A 24,829-nucleotide genomic window follows, 5' to 3' on the forward strand; every position below is an offset into this window, starting at 1 on the left:
ACAGGACATTTGTTTCAACAACTTCGTATCTAAGGAGTTTTAGTTTTCATGGCATCTCTAACGCTTTCCAAAGGCAACAACCTGTCACTGACCAAGGCGGACCCCGGCTTGAGCAAGGCCGTGGTTGGTCTGGGCTGGGACCCCCGCACCACCAGCGGGGAAGCCTTCGACCTGGACGCCTCGGCACTACTCATTGGCCAGAACGGCAAGGTTCGCTCCAACGATGACTTCATCTTCTACAACCAGCTCGAAGCCAAGGACGGCTCGGTCAAGCATTTGGGCGACAACCGCACGGGTGAAGGCGACGGTGACGACGAGCAGATCCTGATTGATCTCGGCACCGTCTCGGCGGACATTGACCGCGTCATCATTGTTGTCTCCATTGACCAAGCTGATGCGCGCCGGCAGAACTTTGGTCAGGTCCGTGACGCCTACTGCCGCGTGGTTAACCAGGACAACGACGCGGAGATTGTTCGCTACGACCTCTCCGAAGACGCAGCCTCGGAAACCACCATGGTGTTTGCCGAGATCTACCGCCACAGTGCAGAGTGGAAGTTCCGCGCCGTTGGCCAAGGGTATGCGAGCGGGCTGCACGGCATCGCCACTGACTACGGAATTGCTCTTGACTAACTTTTGATGCTTCGCCCAACTCAGGGCACGGCACCGGTTTTCTTGAGAAGATAAAGCCACCCCGAAGATCTACAACGTAAGGACAAGATTTCATGGCTGGATTGACGCTTGCAAAGGGCAACAACCTTTCACTGACCAAAACTGATCCCGGCTTGCAGCAGGCTGTGGTTGGTTTGGGCTGGGACCCGCGCACCACAACGGGCGAGTCCTTTGACCTGGACGCCTCGGCGCTCATGGTCGCCGCCAACGGCAAGGTTCGTTCAGCCGATGACTTCATCTTCTACAACCAGCCTGCAGCCAAGGACGGCTCGGTCACCCACCTCGGTGACAACCGTTCAGGTGAAGGCGCGGGCGACGACGAGCAGATCCTGATCGACCTGACAAAGGTGGCCGCCGATGTTGAGCGCGTTGTCATTGTTGTCTCCATCGACCAGGCAGATACGCGCGGCCAGAACTTTGGCCAGGTTCGCGGAGCATACTGCCGTGTCATCAACCAGAGCAACGATCAGGAGATCGTTCGCTTTGACCTCAGCGAAGACGCAGCACCGGAAACGTCCATGCTCTTTGCCGAGATCTACCGCAACGGTGCCGAATGGAAGTTCAAGGCAGTGGGCCAGGGCTACGCCTCAGGCCTGGCCGGAATTGTTTCCGACTTCGGCGTACCCATGGGCTAGTCCCCACCTCCTCCCACTGCTCGCAAGCTCGCAGTGGGGCCCTCGGAGGCGTGGGCCCAGACGACCGGTCCCAGGACCATCGACCCGCTCCCGGCCTCTCACGCAATCACGTTACCCCTGGCAACTGGAAATTGGATCCCACCATGACTTCACCTTTGACCCCTCCCACCGAAACCGAAACAGCACTTGTCCTGAAGGCCCCCGACGCCCCCGACATTGTTGTGGCCGAAGAGGCCCCCGGCATGGTGCCCGTCCCCGCAGACCGTCAGGCGGAGATCAGCCGCCAGGCCCAGGATTTCATTGCGGAGATCGCCAGCTTCGATGCGCGCAGCCCCGAATTCACCAGCAAGGTCGACGGCATTTCCAAGCTGGCCGGCTCGGAGATGACAACCTCCTCGGACGCCTCCAGCCGCATGCTGGAGAGGTCCACCACCTCCATGGCCGGTGCCAAGAAGGGCGGCAACGGCGCCCAAGCCCATGTGGCCGGCACCTTGAATGATCTGCGCACAACCGTTGAGGACCTGACCCCCAACAACGCCGATCTCAGCGTTGGCAGGAAGATCCTCGGTTTCATCCCGGGCGGGAACAAGCTAGCCAAGTACTTCCAGAAGTATGAGTCGGCTCAGACCCAGCTCGACGCCATCATCAAGTCCCTCATGGCCGGCCAGGACGAACTCCTCAAGGACAACGCTTCCTTGGCCGGGGAAAAGGTCAAACTCTGGGAGACCATGCAGAGCCTGAGCGAGTATGCCGTGTTCGCCAAGGCCTTGGATGGTGCCTGCGTTGAGAAGATCGACGCCACCCGCGCCTCCGGCCAGATTGAGCAGGCCCAGAAGCTTGAGGCGGATGTGCTTTTCCCCATCCGCCAGCGCCATCAGGACATCTTGACCCAGCTGGCAGTGTCGGTTCAGGGTTACCTGGCCATGGACTTGATCCGCAAAAACAACCTTGAACTGATCAAGGGCGTTGACAGGGCCCGCACCACCACCATTTCGGCGCTGCGCACTGCCGTCATTGTTGCCCAGGCCTTGGCCAACCAGAAGATGGTGCTGGATCAGATCGACGCCATCAACACCACCACGAACAACATGATTTTGAAGACCAGTGAAATGCTCAAGGATCAGACGGTGCGCATTCACGAGCAGGCTTCCAGCTCCGGTGTCAGTGTTGAGACGCTGCAAAAGGCCTTCGACAACGTCTTTGAGACCATGGATGCCATTGACACGTTCCGGGCCTCCGCCGCCAAGAACATGGAGGGCACGGTGCACGCCCTCGAGGATGGCCTGGCCAAGGCCAAGCCGTACCTGGAGCGGTCACGCCAGTCCGATCGGGATTGACGTCCTCCCCTTCCTGAAGGAAGAGGATTCCCTTGGTGGCTGTCGCTGTTAGGCGGCGGTCACCAGGCGGGTGGTTACTGTTTCTTGGGGGACTGCTCCGGCGAGCTGGAGTCTGATGTTCCCTCCACAGTCGTTTAGGCTCTCCGCAAGTCCTGCGGCGAGCATGATGTTCAGCGCGGCGTTGTAGTCGCGGTCGAGAAGGGTGCTGCATTCGGGGCATTCCCAAGCCCTAATGCTGAGTGCTTTCTTGCCGTTCTTGGTGCCACACACTGAACAGACCTGGCTGGTGGGTTCCCACTGGCTGATGCCAATGATGGTGGCCCCGCATTTTTGGCCGGCGTGAGTGAGGTCGTTGATGAAGGCACCCCACCCAGCGTCGTGGATGGATTTGGCCAGTCGGGTACGGGCCAGACCTTTGATATTGAGTGTTTCGATGGCTACCGTTTGGTTTTCGCGGGCCAGTCGTACTGCAATCTTGCGGGTGAAGTCTTGGCGGTCATCACGAATCATTGCATGAATCTTGGCGACCTTGATACGGGATTTGGCCCGGTTCTTTGAACCCTTCACGCGTCGAGCGAGTTCACGTTGAGCACGGCCCAGTTTGCGCGCGGCCTTGCGGTAAAACGTGGGAGCCGGAATTTTCTCCCGGGTTCCATCACTGTAAACAATGGCTGCGAAGTCGGTCAGGCCCAAATCCAACCCCGCCGCGCGTGTACTGGTGGGGGCTGCCGTGGTGGCGGGGTCGGGATTGACGACAAAGGAAGCGTAGTAGCGTCCGTCAGCCTCCCTGATCAGTGTCACCGAGGTGGGCGGGGCCGGCAAGGTTCTGGAGTAGGCCACCCGCAGTTCCCCGATCTTAGGCAGAGTCAGCAATGCCTTGCTGGTGTTGACCTGCCTCACACCGAATCGAGCATTGCTGGTGAAACGGGCCGACCCGGACGAAGTTTTCTTACGGAATCGGGGCGGGGCCATCCTGGCACCTTTACGTTTCCCGGCCACGGAGGAGAAGAAGTTCTTGTACGCAGTATCCAGGTCACGGAGGGCTTGTTGAAGCGGAACAGCCGAGACCTCGTTCAACCATTGGCGTTCCGGTGTCCGCTTGGAAGCCGTCAACGCTGCACTGACGTTTTTGCTGGAAAGGTGCATGCCAGTCTGGGCGTAATTGGCCTTTCGCAGGGCCAGGGCATCGTTGAAAGCCACCCGCACGCAACCCAACAACCGGCTGATAGCCTGCTGTTGGTCTAGGGTCGGGTACACCCTGTAACGGTAACGGAGCATGCATCCAGTCAATCACCAGGCTCTGACATTGACGGACGAAAACGAACTTCCATGCCACCGTCCCCAGATGCCGCTCACGTATCTGGTACTTGACACTAGAAGCGGAGTCCGCGTTTTCAGATACCAACACCTGGCCAGACCATGTTCACCTGCTCGTGCACTTCCCGCCCAAGGTCTCCCTGACGAAACTCGTTCACTACATCAAGGGCGTCTGGTCATACTTCGCAGGATCAGTAGGCGGCGCACCCCAGGGCACACCCCTGGACACGGTCAAGAAGTACAACGAGAACCAAAACAAGCCCACACGCTAGAAGCGATTCTCCCCCGCCCTAAAGGATGGAACACTCTCGCCGTTCAGGTAGCCTAGAACGTACGACGACGAAGCAAGGGTAGTGCGATGATTGGCCGTTTTGTGGCGGGCAGGTTTGGTGCCGGTTCAGCACCGCAGGTGCCAGACCTCCCCGCAGTAGATCCCGTGGCACAGGAGATTGCCGAGATGGGCGTAGCTGTGGACAGCTTGCGCTCTGCCGCGCGCCGGGCGGGAAGCAAACTGCCTCCACTGCTGATGTCTCAGTTGCGCCATCTGGGCGACCTCATGCAGGAGGCCGTGGCCGATATTAGTGTCCGCGGCTGCTCAACGGAGCAGCGGGTGCTGCTCAACGCCATGATCTGCAGCTATGTGCCGACCCCCTTGCAGGCGTACCTGGCCTTGCCCCAGGCCCACCATGACGAGGAATCACCGGCAACGTTCATGTTTGCGGAGCAGCTGGCCACCCTTGAGGAGACTCTTGCGGACTTGCTGAACCAGATTCGTATTGGCGCCGTGGAGGAACTCTCCACCCACGGGCGTTTTTTGGCCGATAAATTCTCCGCCCAAGATGTTGCCTTGCAACTTCAACAACCAGCTCAAGAAGGGGACCCATTGCGTTTGGAGGGCCAACGTTGGCAGCACTAGTAGCGGGGGCAAATGCCGCCCTGACAGCTGAAAATCCGGGTCTTGACCACGTAGTGGTGGCCATGGGTTGGGACACGATCCCCAGCAATGGCCCGCAGGTGGAGTTGGTGCCTTTTGCTCTCATGTGCGACGTGGACGGCAAGGCCATCTCCAATGACCATCTGGTCTTTTTCAACCAACTGGTGAGCGCGGATGAGTCCATGACGTTCATTGGTGACTCGGATCAAGAGCAGATTGATGTCCTGCTCGACCAGGTCCCGGCGGATGTTGCCAAGATTATTTTCCTTGCCTACGTTGATCCTGACGTTCGCGGCCAGGGGACGTTTACCTCGGTGCGCAGCTCCCACATCCGTGTCGCAAATCCACAAAACCGCGAGCTGGTGCGCTTTGACATCGCCGCGATCCAACTGGCATCTGTCACGGCCATGATTTTTGGTGAACTGTACCGGCACCGCACGGACTGGAAATTCCGGGCCCTGGGCCAGGGCTACAGCACCGGCTTGGCCGGAGTGGCCAAGGACTACGGAATTAGGCTGTAGGGCTGCCTGGTGAATGTTTCCGCAACCCCGCGCACCGATCTGCCCTTTCTGCGCCGGCGGATAAAGCCGGGCCGCCCTCAAGGCACCTCCAACGCCGCCGCTGCCGCCCCGGCCCCAGCTGCTACTCCGGCAGCTACTCCGGCTGCGGCCCCCAGTCGTCCGGCCGCGGCCAGCCCGTCGCTGACGCTGCGTCCCGCAACGGCCAGTGCTGCCCCGGACCGCCAGCGTTCACCCGGCCTGGTGCTGGGAGGCGCGGCCCCGGCGTCGGCCACTGACGGGCGGGCACAAAAGTTGACGGCCCAGCGTGAGAAGGCCCGGAACGAGGACCACGAGGTCCAGCTGCTCTTCCCCGCCCCGGGAATCGCGGACCTGTATGAACTGAACCTGGCCGCACGGGTGCTGCGGTTATCTGCCATGGAGTCGGCCGTGGGCACCCTGGTTGTCACCGGTTGCTCAGCAGTGGCGTGGGAAAGTGTGCGCCGGGTGACGGGCGGGCAAACTGTCGACGGCCACCACGCCGGAACCCCCGTCATGACAGCCGGAAACCGTGAATTGGTGGGGTATCACGGCAAGGACGCGGTGGTTACTTTGCGTCATGTGCGTGAATTGCGTCGCGCCATTTTTATCAACCGAAGCAGTGCCGCCATGGGTGTGAGGCTGTTTTCGGGCGCATCCGTTGCCGTGCCGCCGGCCACCGAGGGCACGCAAATAGTGCTGCTGGTGCACAGGATCGGCAATGTGCTGGAGCTTCGGGCGGAACCTGTGCCGCACGATTGGCCCGATCTGCAGATCTGGCAGGAATTCGATTTCTCCATGACACACAGGGCACCCACCTCCGCCTACGGGCGCTAGTTTCCGTCTCCGCAGGGTCACCCACCCTGCCCCAGCTTGAAAGGGCTAATGCGACATTTCCGCTCTCTGACCGACTCCCAGTCCGCCCAGCTCTTCCACCGCCTCCCCGCGGAGGTTAGTGCGCACAGCACCCGGGAATTTCTCGCGGTGGCGCTGGGCGGCACCCTGTACACCCCGGCAAACCGGCTGGATCTGGTGAAGGATGTCCTGCGGCAACGCGATCTGGGCTGTGTTTCCATGGTGCTGTGCCTTGAAGATTCCATCTCCGACGGCGAAGTGCCCGGGGCCGAGGACAACGTCATCTCCACCCTGCGTTCGCTGGCCGGGCACCACCACGATCTGCCGTTGCTGTTTGTGCGCGTGCGCACCCCCGAGCAGATGCTCTCGGTGGCCCGCCGTGCTGGTGCCTCCACAGCCCTGCTCACTGGTTTTGTGATCCCCAAGTTCGACAACGAGTCGGGCACGGGGGCCGCCTTCTTGGACGCCTTGCACGTTGTTCAAACCGAGTTGGGGCTCGACGGCGCCCAACGCACCGATGGCACGCCGGGACACAGGCTGCGCGTCATGCCCATCCTGGAATCGTCGGCGGTGATCCATGTGGAGACCCGCGCCGCTGCGCTGCTGAACATCTATGAGTTGCTGGCCGCCAACCGTGAGGACATTTTGTCGGTGCGGATAGGCGCCACAGACATGTCCAGTGCCTTTGGATTGCGCCGCTCCCGCGACCTGACCATCTACGACGTCAACGTGGTGGCGGGGGTCATTGGCGACATCGTGAACGTGCTTGGGCGGCCACAGGGTGGCTTTGTCATCTCCGGTCCCGTCTGGGAGCATTACTCCAACACCGAGCGGGTGCTACGCCCGCAACTGCGCGTCACACCGTTTGCCGGCGAACAGGAACAAGAACTGCGCCAGCGCATCATTACAGCGAACCTTGACACCTTGATACGTGAGATTGAGCTGGATCTGGCCAACGGATTGTTGGGCAAAACACTCATCCACCCCTCCCATGTGGCGTTGGTGCATGCCATGAGCGTTGTCAGCCACGAGGAATACCTTGACGCGCTGGCCATCGCCGGAAACGTTGGCGGCGGCGCCGCGGCGTCCCCCTACAGGAACAAGATGAACGAGATGAAACCACACCAAGCCTGGGCCCAACGGACCTTGTTGAGAGCCGACGCCTTTGGTGTTTCCGCCACCAACGTCACGTTCGTGGACCTTCTGGAAGCGAGCATGAGATGAACACTTCCACCACTGACCCGGCACGGCCAGAGCCGGCCTGGGGCGGCGGCTTCGTCGCCGAGCAGCTCAACGTGCACATCCACTCGGACCCTGCCAGCGCCGTAGCAGTGCAGGACCTGGTTGGTCTGGCCCTGCGCCGCAACCCCAAGCGGGCACACCTTCTGGTCTCCACAGTCCTGGCTAAACACATCCCCACCGAGCCTGCCCTGGTCATCGCGGCCGGGGAGTTGTTGGGCGCCTTCGTTGCCAAGCAGCTGTCGCGGCTCACCTACGATGCCGGTGATCGCCTGGCCATGCCCGTCGACGCCTGGCCTGACCAAACCTTGGCTGACGCCGCCGCGCAACTGACGGCTGTCCTGCATAGCCCGGCAGGGCATCGCCAGGAAGCCATCACCGCTCTTGCCGGGCAGTTTGCGGGCATGCGCACGCAGCGTCCGGGCACCGTGGTCCTTGGCTATGCAGAAACGGCGACAGGCTTGGGGCGGCTGGTGGCCAATGCGCTGGGCGCCTACTATATCCACTCCACCCGTCACGCCACCCCGGGGATCCAGTCCGCGGCCGGCTTTGAGGAGGGGCATTCGCACGCCACCTCACACAATCTGGTGCCCACAGATCCGCACTGGTTTGATGGTGCCGGGCCCGTGATTCTGGTCGACGACGAGCTCAGCACGGGATCGACAGTCATCAACACCATCCGCGAGCTGCACGCCCTCATCCCCCACCCCGTGTATGTGGTGGCGGCCCTGATTGATCTTCGCAGCGATGCCGACAGGGCACGCTTTGAGGCGTTGGCTCAGCAGCTGGGTTGCCGCATCGCCGTGGCCGCGCTGGGAACAGGCCGGGTTGAACTCGAGGACGGCATTTTGGAACAAGCCGCAGATCTCATGGCCACCTTGCCCCAGCCGGTTGCCCCGGAGGTGAAGGCTGGCAGGTTGTCCATGCTCGAACTCTCAGCATGGGACGTTGACCCTGTCCGCAGCGACAGATTTGGCAATGCCTCCTCGCCGTCGGAGGCCACCATCGCCTTGGTTGCTGGCCAGGTCGCCGAACATCTCAGTGGCCAGGATTTGCACGGTCCCGTGGTTGTGGTGGGGACCGAGGAAAACATGTTCCTGCCGCTGGCTGTTGCCGATGTGCTGGCCGCCATGCTCCCGGGCATTGCTGTGCGTTTTTCCACCACCACCCGCTCCCCCATAGTCCCGCTCGAGCGGGACGACTACGCCATCGCCGGGGCGCTGACCTTTGCCAGCCACGACCTAACCCTCGATGGCCCGGGCGTGCGTTTCGCGTACAACCTCAACGGAGCGGGCCAACGCCCCGGCACCATAGTGGTGTTCCCGGAGCCGGGCACCAATCGCCACGCCGTGCTGCACGGCGACCCGGCGTCCGGTCTTCCACCGCTGGCGGGGGCCCTGCAAGCGGCCGCCGACGACGTTGTGGTGGTGCTGCTGCCCGTTGACGCACCCTCCCCCACCTCCACAGAGGACCAGATATGAGCCAGTTCCCCCTTCCATCACCCCTGACCGGGCCGGACTTTGGCTCCTACCCGACCAGTGAAGTCACCTGGTTGCTGAAGGACTTGAGCCACCTCGCCCTGGAGGCACCAACAGCCGACCGTGAGCACGCCATCCAATCGGGTGCGGCCAACTATGCCGAATCGTTGCCTGTTGAGTACATGCCCAGCCCCGAATACCAGGCCCTGTATGAGCAGGCCGTGGAGCGCGCCGGGGAGCGGATCGCCACGGCCGTGGGCGTGGTGACCGAGTTGGCCCTGGCTGCACGCAATAATCAGCCTGTCTTGGTGTCCCTGGCCCGCGCCGGCACACCCATCGGCATTTTGATGCGCCGTTGGGCGCAGCAGGTTCATGGCCTGGACCTGCCACATTTCACCATGAGCATTGTGCGCGGCGTGGGTTTGGATCAAACGGCGCTGCGCTACTTGGCGGCGAATTTTGATCCGGCCCGGATACTTTTTGTAGACGGCTGGACGGGCAAGGGCGCCATATCGCGCGAGCTCAGCGACGCCCTGGAAGCCTTTGCCGCCAGTGACGGTGTCCGTTTTCCCGATGGTCTTGCCGTGTTGGCCGATCCCGGGCAGTGCGTGTCCATGTTCGGCACCCGGGAGGACTACCTCATCCCGTCGGCCTGCCTGAATTCCACGGTGTCCGGCCTGGTTTCACGCACAGTGTTTAACACGGACCATATTGGCCCCCACGATTTTCACGGTGCCAAATTTTATGCGGAACTGTCTCCCGCCGACGTTTCCAACGACTTCCTGGCCGCCATCTGCTCACACTTCACCCGCGTTCAACCCGCCGTCGCACAGCAGCTGGCGCAGCACACAGCCACGGACCCGGCCCCCACCTGGCTTGGGTGGCAGGCAGTGGAGCGGATCAGTACCGAATACGGGATCAACAACGTCAACCTGGTCAAGCCGGGCGTGGGCGAAACCACCAGGGTGCTGTTGCGCCGAGTCCCCTGGCGCGTGCTGGTCAACCCCGACGCCATGGCCGACGTGGCCCATGTGCTGTTGCTGGCCGAACAACGCGGGGTTCCGGTGGAGCAGGTGCCGCATCTGCCCTACAGCTGTGTTGGGCTGATCCACCCCCACTTCGATAAAAGCGCCGTGGGCGCCGACGGTAAGGCAGTACACAACGCATGAACACCACAACTTTGGCGGCCTGCGATCTTGACCGGACGCTGATCTACTCCAAGAACGCCCTCTGGCTTACGGGCGCCGACAAGGATGCCCCGGCCATGGTGGTGGCCGAAGTGTATGACGGCGCACCCCTGTCCTTCATGACCCGCAAAGCCCAGGAACACTTACTGGCGCTCAAGCGTGCGGCCACGTTCGTGCCCGTCACCACCCGCACACAGGCCCAATATGAGCGCGTGCAACTGCCAGGACCCGTCCCCGAGTACGCCATCACCTCCAACGGCGGGGTACTGCTGCACCACGGGGCACCGGATGCGGCCTGGAATGAGCAACTCACGGCTCGGATGGCCGCGGCCTGCGCCCCGTTGGAGACCATTGAGGCCTACCTTGCCAACCCCGATTTTTCCGCCTGGATCCTGCGGTTGCGCCGTGCCGAGGACCTTTTTGTCTACGCGATCATTGACCGCGACGCCATGCCCGAGGCGTTTCTCACCGAGCTGACCCACAGGTGCACGGCCGCTGGCTGGGCCGTCTCGGTGCAGGGCCGCAAGCTGTATTGCGTCCCCCTGCCCATCAACAAGAGCGCTGCCCTGGCCGAGGTTGCCCGCCGCACCGGGGCCGGGACTGTCATCGCCGCAGGGGACTCACTGCTGGACCGGGACATGCTCGCCGACGCCCACCTTGCCTTCCGGCCCATCCACGGTGAGTTGCACGACGTCGGCTACCTGGCCGCCCATCTTCGACTCACCTCGGTGCGGGGCATCTTGGCTGGGGAAGAAATCCTGCGCAGCATCCTGGCCGAGGTCACAGCCGCCTAGGCGCTGGCTGGCGGTAGTCTGGAGCTTCACCGCAATCCGTTATCTGGGGAGAACTCTGCCTTGTCGCCTGCACGCAACACCCGCTCGTTGGGGGCCACCGAAGCCATCCTTGGCTCGGTCCTGGCTGCCGTTTTATGCCTAGGCACAGCGTGTGGCGGCGCTCCGGCTCCCGCGCCAGCACCGGCGTCGGCCGTCCCACCACAGGACCCAACGCCGGCTCCGGCGCCAACACCCACTCAGACCGACACGGACGCCCTTGCCGGCGAGCAGGTACCTGACGCCGGCGGCGCCGATTTTGCCGCCAACGTTCAGCCCGCCTTTGCGGCGAAAGCCGTGGCTGTGTTGGCCACACTTCCCATCAAGGGCAGGGCCCCCAAGACCGGCTACAGCCGGGAGGAGTTTGGTCAGGCGTGGGCCGATGTGGACAGGAACGGCTGCGATACCCGCAATGACATCCTCAACAGGGACCTGACGGCCAAGACTTTCAAGCCCGGAACCAGCGAATGCGTGGTACTGACAGGCATTTTGGCGGATCCGTACACAGCCGCCACCATTGATTTTGTGCGCGGCACCGCCACCAGCAGTGCAGTCCAGATTGACCACGTCGTGGCGCTCAATGATGCCTGGCAGAAGGGCGCCCAACAGCTCACAGCCAATCAGCGCACCGCCTTCGCCAACGATCCCTTGAACCTTGTGGCGGCGGACGGCCCAGCCAACCAACAAAAGGGCGCCGGTGACGCTGCAACATGGCTGCCGGCGAACAAGAGCTACCGCTGCGACTACGTGGCCCGGCAGATTTCCGTCAAGGCCACCTACTCATTGTGGGTCACCCAGGCCGAGCATGACGCCATGGCGAAGGTCCTGGGCAACTGTGTGGGCATTGAAGTGCCCACCAACCAAACGGCTCCCCCTGCCGTGCAGCAGCCACAGCCGGTCATTGTGCCCCCCGCCGCCCCGCTGGTGCAGGTGCCGGATGTTTTCTACAAGAACTGTTCGGCCGTGCGTGCGGCCGGTGCGGCCCCCCTGTCTGCCGGCCAGCCGGGATACAATTCCACGATGGACCGCGACGGCGACGGCGTAGCCTGCGAATAGCTTTGTTTCGGCGCGGAGGCCGGTTCCGCGCCGAATTTAGATTCCCCCCTAGCAACTAGCACAGTAATAGCTAAAATTGGTGTGTGAGCTCACACAGCGACCGGCCCTTGGTCCCAGCAATGTGGCAACGCCATGACACGGAAATCTTGACGTTATGGCGTGAACGGTTATGCGCTGACTTGGGACCTACGGTGGCCAGCCGCTACGCTGCGGGACTGTTTTTTGAGGACCGGCGCCGGCCCATTGCGCAATGGTACAACCCGGCACTGAACGCTGCGCTGTTGGTCGGAATTGAAACCAGCGCCGAATGGCCAGTGCAACGGTTTGCCTTGTTCTACGCCCCTGCTGGCGGAGGGGTGCTGCGCGTCCATACCACCACGCACGAATGGTATTTGCGCACCCCCAAACAGTCCCCCACTCAGGACGAAGCCTTTGCCCAGGCCATCATGTCGGCCGAATCATTCCTGCAGGTGGAGATGGACTTCATCTAGACCTTCAGCTGCTTAGAACTCTGGTTAGCCTCCGAATTGGCCTTGGAGGAGCGTCATCCGGCCCCTCCCTGGTGGTACTACTCGCTTGTGACTTTCAAACCCTGCAGCTCACCACACGTGGCGGTGGCACCCTGCCCAGAAGCTTGTGCTCGACCCTTCGATCCCCGAATAGGCTCAAAGAGATGGAGTAGATTGCTGGCGCGCCGCACCGCCCCTGTGCCAATCGTCGCTGCAGACATCGTTGTCATTGTGTCCTTGGATCAATCTTTGAAACATTTACGCACGGGAACACGATGAGTGTTGCTGGCACATTCTTGCCCACACCCGATTCCTCACCGGTCAAGGCGTCACGGCGTCAAGGCGTCACGGGCCAGCCGAGGGCCGTCAACTGCTGACGTGGCCACGGTGGAACTTGCCATGACGTTCCTAGCTTCCAGACCCAACAGGGCAGCGCGCGCCCTCAAGAATGGGCCGTTCAAGTCCATCGGCGTCATCGTGTTTACGCTTTCAAGCTTCGGCAACAACAAGACACTCGATGCCGTAGTGTCGGCTGCAGCGGATGCCGGCTACTCCAACCCGAGGTTCGGATACGTCGGGGTAGACACCGACCAGGACGGCGGCGCCAAGCGGGCCCCGCACGAACTCGGCCGCCGATGACGCGCCGTGCATCAAGACTTCCAGACGGTGGGCCGGCTCTGCCTGGAAGCGTTGTTGGGACAGATTTCTGGCACCAATCCACCGGTCGCAGCGCAAAAGGTCCCCACCCGACTCGTGGCGCGCACGTCAACGGCGCCGTCGAACGGCTAGCGTGAGGGGCCACCGCTCGGCGCCCGCAACGGGCCGGAGCTGTGCCGCAGGTTAGACGCCCAATGCCATCTTGATACCCAGGAACAGCATGACGGCGGCTATCAGCCCGTCCAGCACGCGCCACGCACCTGGTTTGGCGAATACCGGGCGCAGGAGTCTGGCGCCGTAGCCCAAGGCACTGAACCAGATCACGCTGCCAAGCACGGCCCCGGCACCGAACCACCAGCGCAACTCTCCATGCTGATTGGCGAGCGTCCCTAGGAGCAGCACGGTATCGAGGTACACGTGCGGGTTCAACCAGGTCAGGCTCAGGACGGTGATCAGCGCAGCCTTCTTGCTCAAGGTCCCCGTTTGGGTGCTGGCGCGTAGTGTGCCCGGATGCATTGCCCGCTTGGCGGCCAAGACTCCGTAGGCGATGAGGAATGCGGCCCCGGCCAGCCTGATCACCACAACCACCGCGGGCACGGCGGTAATCACCACGCCAATGCCAAAGATGCCGGCCACAATCAGTGCGATGTCACTGAGCATGCAGACCAAGACCACCAGCACCACGTGTTCACCCCGAATGCCCTGGCGCAGCACAAACGCATTTTGGGCGCCGATGGCGATGATGAGGGCTAGGCCTGCCCCAAGGCCTGTGGCAAAAGTGGCGAAAAGTTCCAGTGGCGTCATAAGTATTGAAACTACTAGACTCACACAGGACAGTACAGCTAATTATTTGCGTGATACATAAGGAAATCTAATGGTCGCTTTTCAAACCGAACAGTTGCGCACCTTCTTGGCGGTGCTGGACTACGGCACGTTTGACGCCGCGGCCCAGCACTTGCACGTCACCGCTTCGGCTGTTTCGCAGCGCATCAAGGCGATGGAGCAGGCTGCCGGGCAAGTCCTGCTGCAACGCACCGCTCCGATTGCTGTCACCGCGGCCGGGGTCATCGTGCACAAACTGGCCCGCCAGCTGCTGGCGCTGGAGGCCGATGCGGCAGCGGAGCTGGGGTTGACGGCAGCACATCAACGCGCCATTGCCATGGTGGTCAACGCAGATTCCTTGGCCACCTGGTTTATGGGGGCGCTGGCGGCCGTGCCGCCCACCGAGCACCTGAGCTTTGAAATTGTGCGCGAAGACGAGCACCATTCGGTGGCGCTGTTGCGCTCCGGCGAAGTCATGGCGGCCGTCACAGCAAGCGCCGACCCCGTGCAAGGCTGCTCCGTGGTGCCGCTGGGTGCCATGACCTACCGGGCCGTGGCCTCCGCAGATTTCATGCAGAGGTGGTTTCCGCAGGGGTTCTCGGTCGAACTTTTCCCCTCGGCACCGGCCGTGCAGTTCGACCGTAGCGACACCCTCCAAAGCAATTTCCTCGCCACCATGACAGGGGCCCCGCTCAGTGGCGCCCAGCATTTCATCCCGGACACCATCCAATTTGCCCAGGCCGTCGCGCTGGGGCTGGGCTGGGGCCTTATGCCTGAAGCGCATTGCCGGGCCGGGCTGAATGCAGGGACGTTGGTTGAGCTTGTTCCCGGCCAGGTGTCCAGCGTTCAGTTGTACTGGCAGCGCTGGAAGGTCAGTTCAGCCGGCTTGGACGCACTGACGCGGGCCGTCCGCTCGACGGCGGCTGCCGCGCTCGCCCAGAATGGCGGAGCGTTGCGCTGACCTTGTCGGCGGTTCGTTGCGGCCGGCCAGCCTGTACGTTAGTCATGGCAGGGCACTGCCCTGTCACACGAGTTTTGCTTTGCCTCGGGGCGCCTTGTGCGTCCCTTCCCGGCGAACACCACCACTTAGCACCCACCCAAGGATCCCCGCCATGAACAACCCTTCCCTCCAGCGCCGCAACCAAAGCGTGCTGGTCATCGGCCAGCTGCTGTCAGGGGTGGGTGTTGCCTCGGGCGTTGCCGTGGGCGGCATCCTGGCGGCCCAACTGGCGGGCACCACTGCGGCGTCGGGGTTTGTGCAAACAGCCTCGGCGTTGGGTGCCGGGCTGGTTGCGGTGCCGTTGGCCAATTTGGCGCTCCGGGCCGGGCGCCGCTGGGCTTTGAGCGCCGGCTTTGCCCTGGGCGCCGTGGGTGCAGCCCTGGTCTTGTTGGCGGCCGGTCTTGGCCAGTTCTGGCTCATGGCCGCCGGCATGCTGTTCTTTGGTTCGGCCACAGCCGCTGGTCTGCAGGCACGCTATGCAGCGGTTGACGGAGCTGCACCGGAAAAGGCCGGGCGCGCCATGGCGATTGTCATTTGGGCCACCACCGTGGGTTCGGTGGCGGGGCCCAATCTCTCCGAACCGGGCCGATTGCTGGGCCTCAAGGTGGGCCTAGTGCCGCTGTCCGGGCCCTTCGTTTTCTCGCTCATCTCCTTCGTCACGGCAGCCCTAGTTGTGGCCGTCTTCTTCCTGACGCCACAACCATCACCCCAGGACGCCACGGAGGCACCACCAACGCGCGTCAAAACGCATGGCGCGTGGCGGGCGCTGCGGCTGGCCACCCACCATCCGCGGGCCCTTTTCGCTTTGGCGGCGGTCACGGGCGGGCACGCCATCATGGTGGGCGTCATGGTCATGACACCCGTGGCCATGAACAACCACGGACACACCCTGGAGATCATTGGCATTGTCATCAGCTTGCACATCCTGGGCATGTACGCGGCCAGCCCGGTATTTGGCATCCTGGTGGACAAGCTTGGCGCAGTCCCGGTGGTGTTCATGGGTTGCGGCATACTTCTGGCCGCCATCAGCCTCGGCGCGGTGGTCTCGGACAGCAGCGACCCCTTGCCGATGTCGCTCGCATTGACCATGCTGGGTCTGGGCTGGTCCGCCTGCCTGATTGGCGGGTCCTCGCTACTGAACCAATCAGCCCCCACCGAGCTGCGCGTGCCGCTGCAAGGCGCGAATGACATGTTGATGAACTTCGGGGCTGCCGGCATGGCGGCCCTTGCCGGCCCCGTCCTGGCCTGGGGAGGCTTCCTCTGGGTTAACATCATGGCCTTGGCGGTGCTGATTCCCGTGGTGGTGCTTGGTTTCCGTGCCTTGCGTTCGACGCCGGAGCCAACCCCAACACCGTCCGTCACCGGCACCCTTGGCTGACCACGAGCGCTGACCTTAGCCACATAGAGGCCCGGGTAACCACGCATCTCGCGGCTACAGTCAGCCCTCGCGTGCCGAATCAGCCCCAGCCCCCTACCTCAGCCCCTACCCGTCCCAGCGGCTACTCCCCCAGGATGTGCCGCAAGGCTGGCTCCAAGCTTGAATGCCTGAACTGGTAGCCGCTGGCCTCGATTTTGGCCGCCGAAACCCGTTGATTGGCTAGCGCCAGTTCGGCGGCCCCCTGAGTACCCAACAACAGTTTGGGCCCCAGTTCTGGCACCTTCAGCGCTGCGGGCCGCCGCAGTACCTTGCCAAGGGTGCGTGCGAACTCTTGGGCAGTTACGGGGTGCGGAGCCACACCGTTCACGGCCCCCACCACTGTGGGAGTCAACGCTGCGTGGGCAAAAATCCCGGCAATGTCATCAATGCCAACCCAGCTTTGCCACTGCTCGGCGCCCAGCGGCCCGCCCACGGCTGCCAGGTACAACGGAAGCAGTCGCTGTAAAACGCCACCGGCCGCCGAAAGCACTAGTCCCGTGCGAACATTCACCACCCTCACCCCGGCATCGGCCGCCGGCGCGCAGGCGGCCTCCCAATCCCGGCACACCGTGGCCAGAAAATCGCTGCCCGCAGGGTCTGCTTCCACCAAAGCCCGCACCCCGCTTGCGGCATGCGCATCCGCCCCGTAGTACCCCACAGCGGAGCCAGCAACAAGTGTCCGTGCCACGCCGTCGGACGCCAGCTCGGCCAGAGTCTGCGCCAGCAAACGGGTACCGAGAATTCGGCTTTGGTAAATGGCATCCTTGGTGGCCTGAGTGAACCGCCCGCCTATGGGGTGCCCGGCCAAATGAATCACCACACGGCACTGGGCTAGGCCTAAGGCATCAATGGCCCCCGCCTCCGGGTCCCAAAAAATCTCATCGGCATGCCGCGGCGCCCTGCGCACCAGTTTGAGCACCTTGTGCCCGCCGCCTGCCAGCAGCGCCCCCAGCTGCGCGCCCGCCAAGCCAGAAGCCCCCGATATCGCAATGGTCAGCGGCTCCGCGGGATGAGCCGCATGAAATGCCAGGTCGGCCACCAGTTGCCGTTCCCGGAACGCAAACATGCGCTCAAGTTCCGCGTTCATCCGCTGGCGCGCCCACTCCCCACGCGCCACGGCTGGCAGCTCATAGTCGATCTCATCAACCATCAGCGTGGTGCCGGTCTGTGCCCCGTCGGTGAACGTGTGGCGGTGCGTCCACGCGGCCAACGGGCCCTTGTCCATGACGTCGGTAAAGCTTGTTCCGGGCACCAATTCCGTGTGCAGCGCATCCCAACGAAATTCCGGCCGGGTCCACTTTTTTGCCGCCAGCGCGGCGGGTAACAAGCCACGCACACTGCCGGCGGCCGACCCCAGCCACATGCCCACCCCGCCCGGGGCACCCACACCCATGGCCGCCGTCGAGCCCGGATTAATTCCGTCACTGGGTTCTGCCAGGATTGTCCCAAAGAACGACGGCGTGAGCCGGACCAGCGCACCGGGCCGGGTAAACCAGGCGAAGACATCGGCGCGCGGATACGGGATGGATGTGACATAGCGAAATGAGCTCATGATGCCTCCAAAGTCGGTAACACCTCCATCTTGCCCCATGCTTGGACCTTCCTTGCCAAGGAATGTCGGTGCCCCTTGCTAGATTCAAGGTGCAGCACGCAACTTGTACGGAAGGTACTGACATGTTTTTACTTGATTCCCCCGAGGGCGGCTCCCGGCTGATCTTCTCGGCGTCGGATCTGGTGACGGCCAGCGAATGCCAGTACAGAACCTTGCGGATCCTGGATGAAAAACTGGGCCGCACGGACAAGCCCGACTTCGCCAAGGACGCCATGCTGGAGCGTGCCGCCAAGCTCGGCGACGCCTTTGAGCACAAAATCCTTGACGAGTACAAGGCAGAATTCGGTGATTGGAACCCGGCCACGGGCAGGGGCGTGAAGTCCGTTGCCCGCGGCACACTCAGCTGGGCGGATCTTGAAGCCAAACGCGAGGAAACCCTTCAGGCGCTGCGGACCGGGGCGGACGTGGTTTTCCAGGCCACCTTCTTTGACGGCTCCCTGGTGGGCTTTGCTGACTTCCTCATGAAACAACCCGACGGCACTTACGCAGTCCACGACACCAAGCTGGCCCGGCATGCTAAGGTCAGTGCGCTGCTGCAGCTTGCCGCCTACGGGGACCAGCTGCAGCGCTATGGGATTCCCGTGGCTCCGGTGGCCACACTGGTGCTGGGCAATCGCGACCACAGCGAGCACCCCATGCCCGACCTGCTGCCCGTGTTCCGCGAACGTCGGGACAACTTCCTGGCATTGACGGCGGAGCACCGCGCCCAGCCTCAGCCCGTTGCCTGGCTCCAGGAGGGCGTGGGCTATTGCGGACGGTGCGACTACTGCGCGCGACAAGTTCAAGAACACCAGGACCTGCTGCTGGTCAATGGCGTGACCAGCTCCCAGCGCCGCAAGCTCATGGCGCAGGGCATCACCACCGTCCAAAAGCTGGCGGAGATGCCCGCACCCGGGTCCGGCCCGCTGGTGCGCCTGCGCGATCAGGCCCGGATGCAGCTGGGGCTGGAGGTGGCGGACGGCACCGCCATTGCCAGCAAGGACGAGGCCGCCCATGAGATCAGTTACAAGGTGTTGCGGAGCAGCCTCAGCACGTTGCCCACTCCCAGCGACGGCGACATCTTCTTTGACTTTGAGGGCGATCCGCTGTGGCAGGACCCCGTGAGGGGAAAGTGGGGCATCGAGTATCTCTTCGGTGCCATCGAGGCGCCCTTAGCTGACTCCGGGAACCCGCCGGTGTTCAAGCCGTTCTGGGCTCACTCCCGCGACGAGGAACGTGCCGCTTTTGTGGCTTTTCTCGCCTATGTGGAGGCTCGTCGGGAAATATGGCCGGACATGCATGTTTACCATTACGCCCCGTATGAAAAGTCAGCGCTACGGAACCTCTCGGTGTTCCACGGCGTGGGTGAGGACATTGTGGATGACTGGCTGCGCGGGGGCCTGCTCGTTGACCTGTTGGACACCGTGCGCCAGTCGGTGCGGATCTCCGAATCCTCCTACTCCATTAAGAAGCTTGAACCGTTTTACATGCCGGCCGGGCGTGAGGGCGAGGTGACGGACGCCGGCGCCTCCGTTGTTGCGTACGCCAACTACTGCGCAGCGCGCGACGCCGGACGGGCCGGAGACACTCCCCAGGCGGCGGAGGCCGGGAAGGTTCTGGCGTCCATCAGCGACTACAACGAGTACGACTGCCTCTCCACCCTGTACCTGCGGAACTGGCTGTTTGAGATTGGGGCGGCCGTTGAGGTCGGAGCCTGGACGGAGGGCAGCGGCAAGCTGAAGCTTCCTGCGGAAAAGAAGGGCAGCTACGAACCCGAACCCGGTGAAGCCAGACTGAACGAGTTCGTCGCCACTCTGCGCAAGCAAAAGGGATACCAGCTCAGCGACGACGAAAGCGTCATCGAGCTCGTCGCCGCAGCAGCCAGCTACCACCGGCGCGAAGAAAAGCAGTTCTGGTGGGGACACTTTGACCGGCTGGAGAAGGGCCCCGAAGGCTGGGCCGAGGAACGCAACATGCTCCGCATCGAGCACGTCGATGTGGTTGAAGACTGGGCAAAACCAGAGGACAAACCCCGGGCCAGAACCGAAATCCGCACACTCAAGATCACCGGCACCGCCACCGAGGGCTCGGACTTCCGCCCGGGATCCTCGTGGTTCGGCATGCACGACGCCCCGTTGCCGGACGGCATGGCCGAGGAATCCGACAATCCCCGGGATGCCCTGCGCCGCGGAGGGCTGTTCAATATCACAGTGCTCGAGGATATTTCCGAGCCGTCAACGCCTGAGCTGACCACCTTGCTGGTGACCGAAAAATCCACCACCAAGGTGACACCCTATCGAAGTGTCCCCATTGCACTGACCCCGGATCAACCCGTTCGCACCGCGAGCATCCGCGAGGCACTGGCTACGCTGGCAAACAGCGTTGGAAGCGATCTTCCGCACCTGCCCAAGCATCCGGGCATCGAGATTTTGCGCAAGGCCGCGCCGCGGCTGACCAGCGGCGCCAGCCTGCCCTCCGCCCTGGTCCACAGCGACGGGCACGGCCCACAGCAGCACGACTACATCACAGCAATCACCGAGGCCGTGCAGGATTTGGACCACTCATACTTGGCCGTCCAGGGCCCGCCCGGGACAGGCAAGACCCATGTGGGCTCCCATGTCATCACCCGGTTGATCAAGGATCACAAATGGAAGATCGGCGTGGTGGGCCAGTCGCACGCGGTGGTGGAGAACATGCTGCGCGCGGCCATCGAGAAGGCCGGCGTGGACCCGGAGCGGGTGGGCAAGAAGCTCTCAGCACCTCACGAGGTGCCGTGGAAGGTCACCGACGACAAGCAATTTGCTAAGCTCCTGAACTCGTCGGACGGTGCGCTGATTGGCGGCACGGCCTGGACCATGACGGGCGCCAATGTGCCCGCCGGGGCCTTGGACCTGCTGGTGATCGATGAGGCCGGGCAGTACTCGCTGGCCAACACGCTGGCCGTGGCGCAATCCGCCAAACGCCTATTGCTGCTGGGCGACCCGCAGCAGCTCCCCCAAGTCACCCAGGGCTCGCACCCGGCACCCGTGGATGAATCAGCGCTGGAATGGCTGTCGGCCGGCCACGCCACACTGCCCGCGGAGCTAGGCTACTTTTTAGCCGATTCATGGCGCATGCACCCTGATTTGTGTGCTGCTGTGTCCCGGCTGAGCTATGACGGCAAGCTGCTCTCGGCCCCGGTTGCGTCATTGCGCCATCTCGAGGGCAGGGCGCCCGGAGTGGAAACAATCCTCGTGGCGCAGTCTCCGGAGAACGGCAAGGACAACAAGCAGTCCTCACCCGAGGAAGCAGCCGAGGTGGTGGCGCAGGCCAAGGCTCATATCGGCTTGCCGTGGACCGCAGGGGAAGACGAAACACCGCGTCCGCTGGCGCAGGCGGACATCCTGGTGGTTGCCGCCTACAACGCACAGGTCCATCTGGTCCGTGGCGCCTTGGACAACGCCGGACTCACGGGCGTCAAAGTGGGCACCGTGGACAAGTTCCAGGGCCAGGAGGCGCCCGTCGTGCTGGTGACCATGGCCTGCGCGGATCCCACGGGTGCCCCTCGTGGCATGGAGTTCTTGCTGAACAGGAACCGCATCAACGTGGCTGTTTCCCGCGGTCAGTGGCGGGCCGTCATCATCCGCTCACCGGAACTGAGCAACTTCATGCCGTCAAAACCAGCCGGCATGGCGGAGCTGGGCGCCTTCATTGGATTATGCACGACCGGACCATGACCCCTTCACTAGATGGAAACGGGCGACGCCGGTTCTCACCGACTCCGCCCGTTTCCTTACGCTATGGTCATCTAAGGTTCACAGCACGTGGTTAGTACTCTGAAAACTCCACAGAAAGCTCATCCTTATCAACTGTCGCTGTGCCACTGACATAGATCTGAGAGTCGTAGGTTTTCTTTTCCCATTTCGGTGAGTCGCTGCCATAGGAGGTGTCCCTTTCAAAAGATGCCGTGGCCTTGCCGGTAGTTGAAGTGCGCAATCGCCAGCCGCCATCCATATCCGGGTAGGTTTCAATAACCGGTTCCGTTGTCGTTTTCCACGACACATTGCGAGTGTCCGAGTACTCGTAGGTTGAGAACGGGCAATCTACAGGCTCGAGCGTCTTTTGCTCAGAGCACTTTGCTAGCAGTGCACTCACCTTCTCCCCAACAGCCTTGTCAAAAGCGTCATTGGTATCAAGCGCCAACTCTACTGAGCGGTGAGAGTTACCCGGATGAATAGAAACGACCGCTGCGGCCGGCTCGGCAGAGAGATACTTCGATGAGGACGGCAGGTCCAAATCGTAGTTTCCGGGGAACGCCGGCAGCTGGTACGAGGAGTAGGAGGAGCTAGCACTCTCCGCCAGCCCCGCTAGGGAGACCTCGAATCCGTTGACCAAGACTGAGGAAAGCGAGGAACTACTGGAGATTGTCACCGTGCCCGGCTTCGTTTCCTTCAGCTTCCAGTGATCATCCAGCAGCGAAGGATCGCTCTTGACCAGCACGTAGTTGGTCTCGACTTTCTCACCGTTCTGGCGGAGTTCCACCTGTACGTTGGCCTGTTCCTCGCCCATAGTGGTTTTCAGAATTGTGAAACCATCCGGACGTTTGGTGGCCTTGCCGTAGATTTCATTGGTCAACAGGACCCGCTGGGCATTGGGAATACTGGGGTCAGAAATTTCCAGGGCCCGTTCGGCGTCGCCACTAACCAAGGCTTGGAGGTACGCATCAATGACTTTGTCCGGGCCGTTGGCTCCACGAACTGTATTGACGGCAATGGCGCCACCGCCAACCAAAACGGCAACCAGGGCAACAGCGCCGCCGGCAATGATCAGGTTCCGCTTTTGTTTCTTCGACAAGGGCGTGCGCTCGATCAATACGGGGGCACCAGGCCGGGCGGCGGCGCCAGTTTCGAATTGTTGCGGCTGCGTCTGGTGCTGTTCCACGGGGGAACTACCGGCCGCTCCCGCCAACGGCTTGGACAGGATTGACGGTGACTTCTGCACCCTCGCCACAAGAGCGGTGGGGAGCAAAGGCGCAATTGCGGGCGCGAGGTAGCGCGAAGCCACCTCCATGGCAGCACCCCACAGAACCATCAGGAACGGCGTCCACCATGCCAGGCCCATGCTGGCGCCACCGGCACCTTGGCTCATGCTAAAGGAGGCGTGGATGCTAGTGAGCCACAAAACAAGGGCACCGAAGACCAAGAACGCAGCCGGTAGCGCCACCCATCCCGAGATGCTCGTGGGGTTCTTGGCACCACGACGCAAATACCAGTACGTGGCGGCCGCTACTGTGGCAACGAGGACCAGCAATACTAGGAGCCAACCGGCCCAGGCAGGGAATCCAAAATCAGCCAGCGATCCGCCCATTCCGTATCCAAAAGTACTCTTGCCCATCCCGGCGCTACCCATTCCGGCAGCTGTAGCCGTGCCAAAGGCGGCAAAGTGTCCAAGGCCCAAAAGCAGTAGACCCGCAGTGGGGGCCCACAGCGGAGCCGAGAGCGACGCCGCCCAGCCATTCTCCACACCCATCACAATGATGGCGGCCGGAATGGCAACAACAAGAATGATGCCAGCGTGGAGCGTCAACGTCAGCCCGGCGTCGCGCACCAGCGAGACGACGAACCCCTTCTTACCGGCGCTCGGAACGGCAACCGAGCTGCGCCCGGCAAAACTGGCAACTGCACCGACCAGCGCCGAAACGGCAATGGATGAGAAATCTACTGCATTGAAGCCAAGAACAACGTCCTCCATGACCGGAATACGCAAAGACGCAGCTGTTGCCACCACATTCAGGAACAGCGAGAAGGCCGCGCCAGAGACCACTGATTGCATGACGCGATCAGCCGTAGTGGTCGACGGCAACCGCTTTTCTGCTAAACGTCCGGCGATGACCAATGCTGCGATCGCAGCCGCGGTAATGAGCAGCGGTAGCGCGATGATCCCCACGCTCATATTGATTGCACCGAACGCACCCAGATCAGCGTCGATCCTGCCACCCAAGCTACCAATCATGCCCATGGCCGGAAGTTGCGCGGCCAGCTGGAACAACACGGTCCAAGGCGAGGGAAGCTGCCCATCAGAAATGAAGGGGTTGTCCGGGACAGCCACGGAACTGCCTGATCCGCCGGTTGCCATTCCAATGACGGCCAGCAAGGACACCACGAGAGAGACGATCAATACGGCAAAGTAGGCTCCTACTCCAGCCACTGCGCCGGTCCACCACGAAGCCGGCTTCATGCTTGCCGGCAATCGCAATCCTCCAGCCTGAGCCACCGGCTGGGCCGCTGGCGGTGCGGGCGGTGCGGGCGGTGCGGGCGGCACGCCGGGCAGGTCTGGCACGGTCATACCTGGCACAGCAGGTGCGGGCACAGCAGGCACGTCGGATACAGCAGGTGCGGGCACGAGGCCCGGCTCCGGCGGCGCTGACGACCCCTGTTCAAGATTTGATTCGTTAGGTGACTGCGTCACTCGAATCCCCCCCAATTTCTATTTCAAATTGATGTAATTACTATTTAATGGAATCACTCAGAAGTCTAACCAAAAGCTGGGACATTCGTCGACGTGGGAAACGTCCGTGGCCGCTGGCGTTTTGGCAGCGCAGGGTGATGCTGGTGGCGGGGACGCCGCGGCAGTGGGTCGCCATGACAGGGCGGGCCCGACGAATCGCCGCGTTCACCACCAGATAAGGGCGCTCACGGAGTCAAAACGATGATCTCTGCTCATGGCGCACGCCCACCGTACGCCCTGAAATGAGTCCAGGAGCACCAGGGATTCCACGCGC

Annotated in this window: 20 protein-coding genes and 1 pseudogene; 17 read left to right on the forward strand and 4 right to left on the reverse strand. The window is 62.5% G+C overall.

Translation table 11 applies throughout. The annotated features are described in order from the left end of the window. The first annotated feature begins 48 nt into the window (after window positions 1-48). From ACX80E_RS03855 to ACX80E_RS03865, 3 genes are all read left to right on the forward strand, one after another. On the forward strand, window positions 49-630 hold the full coding sequence (locus tag ACX80E_RS03855; RefSeq protein ID WP_459300585.1) for a TerD family protein: 582 nt from the start codon (window positions 49-51) through the stop codon (window positions 628-630). Between the two features lie 92 nt (window positions 631-722). Next, complete coding sequence (locus ACX80E_RS03860) at window positions 723-1,304, forward strand: TerD family protein (RefSeq protein ID WP_459300586.1); 582 nt, start codon at window positions 723-725, stop codon at window positions 1,302-1,304. 143 nt (window positions 1,305-1,447) lie between these two features. Next, entirely contained in the window at window positions 1,448-2,641 is a 1,194-nt protein-coding gene (locus ACX80E_RS03865; RefSeq protein WP_459300587.1) for a toxic anion resistance protein, read from the forward strand. A 48-nt stretch (window positions 2,642-2,689) separates the two neighbouring features. Here the strand turns inward: ACX80E_RS03865 and ACX80E_RS03870 are convergent, their stop codons facing one another. After that, on the reverse strand, window positions 2,690-3,919 hold the full coding sequence (locus tag ACX80E_RS03870) for an RNA-guided endonuclease InsQ/TnpB family protein (RefSeq protein WP_459300588.1): 1,230 nt from the start codon (window positions 3,917-3,919) through the stop codon (window positions 2,690-2,692). Window positions 3,920-3,993: 74 nt separating this feature from the next. Between ACX80E_RS03870 and ACX80E_RS03875 the strand changes: the two are divergent. From ACX80E_RS03875 to ACX80E_RS03925, 11 genes and pseudogenes are all read left to right on the forward strand, one after another. Then, window positions 3,994-4,230 (forward strand): annotated as a pseudogene (locus ACX80E_RS03875) (IS200/IS605 family transposase); the annotation flags it as partial. 86 nt (window positions 4,231-4,316) lie between these two features. Next, a complete protein-coding gene (locus ACX80E_RS03880; RefSeq protein WP_459300589.1) occupies window positions 4,317-4,874 on the forward strand; it encodes a hypothetical protein in 558 nt (185 codons plus the stop codon). Then, entirely contained in the window at window positions 4,862-5,413 is a 552-nt protein-coding gene (locus tag ACX80E_RS03885; RefSeq protein WP_459300590.1) for a TerD family protein, read from the forward strand. Before ACX80E_RS03880 ends, ACX80E_RS03885 begins: the two co-directional genes overlap by 13 nt. A 9-nt stretch (window positions 5,414-5,422) precedes the next feature. Next, window positions 5,423-6,265: a hypothetical protein gene (locus ACX80E_RS03890; RefSeq protein WP_459300591.1), complete on the forward strand. Its 843-nt coding sequence runs from the start codon at window positions 5,423-5,425 to the stop codon at window positions 6,263-6,265. A gap of 48 nt (window positions 6,266-6,313) precedes the next feature. Continuing rightward, on the forward strand, window positions 6,314-7,507 hold the full coding sequence (locus ACX80E_RS03895) for an HpcH/HpaI aldolase/citrate lyase family protein (RefSeq protein WP_459300592.1): 1,194 nt from the start codon (window positions 6,314-6,316) through the stop codon (window positions 7,505-7,507). Continuing rightward, window positions 7,504-9,003: a phosphoribosyltransferase domain-containing protein gene (locus ACX80E_RS03900; protein WP_459300593.1), complete on the forward strand. Its 1,500-nt coding sequence runs from the start codon at window positions 7,504-7,506 to the stop codon at window positions 9,001-9,003. Before ACX80E_RS03895 ends, ACX80E_RS03900 begins: the two co-directional genes overlap by 4 nt. Further along, window positions 9,000-10,169 carry a cysteine protease StiP family protein gene (locus ACX80E_RS03905; RefSeq protein ID WP_459300594.1) on the forward strand — a complete coding sequence of 390 codons (1,170 nt, stop codon included), beginning with the start codon at window positions 9,000-9,002 and terminating at the stop codon, window positions 10,167-10,169. Before ACX80E_RS03900 ends, ACX80E_RS03905 begins: the two co-directional genes overlap by 4 nt. Beyond that, window positions 10,166-10,981, forward strand: coding sequence for an HAD family hydrolase (locus tag ACX80E_RS03910; protein ID WP_459300595.1), 816 nt, complete (start codon window positions 10,166-10,168; stop codon window positions 10,979-10,981). The genes ACX80E_RS03905 and ACX80E_RS03910 overlap by 4 nt, the downstream gene beginning before the upstream one ends. Window positions 10,982-11,041: 60 nt before the next feature. Further along, window positions 11,042-12,073 (forward strand): GmrSD restriction endonuclease domain-containing protein, encoded by a 1,032-nt coding sequence (locus tag ACX80E_RS03915; protein WP_459300596.1) that lies wholly within the window; start codon window positions 11,042-11,044, stop codon window positions 12,071-12,073. A gap of 83 nt (window positions 12,074-12,156) precedes the next feature. Beyond that, window positions 12,157-12,564 (forward strand): hypothetical protein, encoded by a 408-nt coding sequence (locus tag ACX80E_RS03920; RefSeq protein ID WP_459300597.1) that lies wholly within the window; start codon window positions 12,157-12,159, stop codon window positions 12,562-12,564. Between the two features lie 396 nt (window positions 12,565-12,960). Further along, entirely contained in the window at window positions 12,961-13,221 is a 261-nt protein-coding gene (locus tag ACX80E_RS03925; RefSeq protein WP_459300598.1) for a helix-turn-helix domain-containing protein, read from the forward strand. 201 nt (window positions 13,222-13,422) lie between these two features. On the opposite strand, the gene ACX80E_RS03930 is transcribed toward ACX80E_RS03925, so the two are convergent. Continuing rightward, complete coding sequence (locus ACX80E_RS03930; protein ID WP_459300641.1) at window positions 13,423-14,043, reverse strand: LysE/ArgO family amino acid transporter; 621 nt, start codon at window positions 14,041-14,043, stop codon at window positions 13,423-13,425. A 70-nt stretch (window positions 14,044-14,113) separates the two neighbouring features. On the opposite strand from ACX80E_RS03930, the gene ACX80E_RS03935 reads away from it, so the two are divergent. Then, on the forward strand, window positions 14,114-15,022 hold the full coding sequence (locus ACX80E_RS03935) for a LysR family transcriptional regulator ArgP (protein WP_459300599.1): 909 nt from the start codon (window positions 14,114-14,116) through the stop codon (window positions 15,020-15,022). Between the two features lie 151 nt (window positions 15,023-15,173). Then, window positions 15,174-16,439 carry an MFS transporter gene (locus tag ACX80E_RS03940; RefSeq protein WP_459300600.1) on the forward strand — a complete coding sequence of 422 codons (1,266 nt, stop codon included), beginning with the start codon at window positions 15,174-15,176 and terminating at the stop codon, window positions 16,437-16,439. Window positions 16,440-16,560: 121 nt separating this feature from the next. Here ACX80E_RS03940 and ACX80E_RS03945 read toward each other — a convergent pair whose 3' ends face one another. Beyond that, on the reverse strand, window positions 16,561-18,030 hold the full coding sequence (locus ACX80E_RS03945) for a TIGR01777 family oxidoreductase (protein WP_459300601.1): 1,470 nt from the start codon (window positions 18,028-18,030) through the stop codon (window positions 16,561-16,563). A gap of 122 nt (window positions 18,031-18,152) precedes the next feature. On the opposite strand from ACX80E_RS03945, the gene ACX80E_RS03950 reads away from it, so the two are divergent. Next, window positions 18,153-21,785, forward strand: coding sequence for a TM0106 family RecB-like putative nuclease (locus ACX80E_RS03950; protein ID WP_459300602.1), 3,633 nt, complete (start codon window positions 18,153-18,155; stop codon window positions 21,783-21,785). A gap of 91 nt (window positions 21,786-21,876) precedes the next feature. Here the strand turns inward: ACX80E_RS03950 and ACX80E_RS03955 are convergent, their stop codons facing one another. Further along, window positions 21,877-24,255: a zinc ribbon domain-containing protein gene (locus ACX80E_RS03955; RefSeq protein ID WP_459300603.1), complete on the reverse strand. Its 2,379-nt coding sequence runs from the start codon at window positions 24,253-24,255 to the stop codon at window positions 21,877-21,879. Between the last annotated feature and the right edge of the window lie 574 nt (window positions 24,256-24,829).

Source organism: Arthrobacter sp. TMN-49, assembly GCF_054511095.1.

What these genes read in the sequence shown, in the direction of transcription:
- ACX80E_RS03855 (WP_459300585.1), top strand. Translation starts at nt 49, where the DNA reads ATGGCATCTCTAACGCTTTCCAAAGGCAACAACCTGTCACTGACCAAG.
- ACX80E_RS03860 (WP_459300586.1), top strand. Translation starts at nt 723, where the DNA reads ATGGCTGGATTGACGCTTGCAAAGGGCAACAACCTTTCACTGACCAAA.
- ACX80E_RS03865 (WP_459300587.1), top strand. Translation starts at nt 1,448, where the DNA reads ATGACTTCACCTTTGACCCCTCCCACCGAAACCGAAACAGCACTTGTC.
- ACX80E_RS03870 (WP_459300588.1), bottom strand. Translation starts at nt 3,919, where the DNA reads ATGCTCCGTTACCGTTACAGGGTGTACCCGACCCTAGACCAACAGCAG.
- ACX80E_RS03880 (WP_459300589.1), top strand. Translation starts at nt 4,317, where the DNA reads ATGATTGGCCGTTTTGTGGCGGGCAGGTTTGGTGCCGGTTCAGCACCG.
- ACX80E_RS03895 (WP_459300592.1), top strand. Translation starts at nt 6,314, where the DNA reads ATGCGACATTTCCGCTCTCTGACCGACTCCCAGTCCGCCCAGCTCTTC.
- ACX80E_RS03900 (WP_459300593.1), top strand. Translation starts at nt 7,504, where the DNA reads ATGAACACTTCCACCACTGACCCGGCACGGCCAGAGCCGGCCTGGGGC.
- ACX80E_RS03905 (WP_459300594.1), top strand. Translation starts at nt 9,000, where the DNA reads ATGAGCCAGTTCCCCCTTCCATCACCCCTGACCGGGCCGGACTTTGGC.
- ACX80E_RS03910 (WP_459300595.1), top strand. Translation starts at nt 10,166, where the DNA reads ATGAACACCACAACTTTGGCGGCCTGCGATCTTGACCGGACGCTGATC.
- ACX80E_RS03930 (WP_459300641.1), bottom strand. Translation starts at nt 14,043, where the DNA reads ATGACGCCACTGGAACTTTTCGCCACTTTTGCCACAGGCCTTGGGGCA.
- ACX80E_RS03935 (WP_459300599.1), top strand. Translation starts at nt 14,114, where the DNA reads ATGGTCGCTTTTCAAACCGAACAGTTGCGCACCTTCTTGGCGGTGCTG.
- ACX80E_RS03940 (WP_459300600.1), top strand. Translation starts at nt 15,174, where the DNA reads ATGAACAACCCTTCCCTCCAGCGCCGCAACCAAAGCGTGCTGGTCATC.
- ACX80E_RS03945 (WP_459300601.1), bottom strand. Translation starts at nt 18,030, where the DNA reads ATGAGCTCATTTCGCTATGTCACATCCATCCCGTATCCGCGCGCCGAT.
- ACX80E_RS03950 (WP_459300602.1), top strand. Translation starts at nt 18,153, where the DNA reads ATGTTTTTACTTGATTCCCCCGAGGGCGGCTCCCGGCTGATCTTCTCG.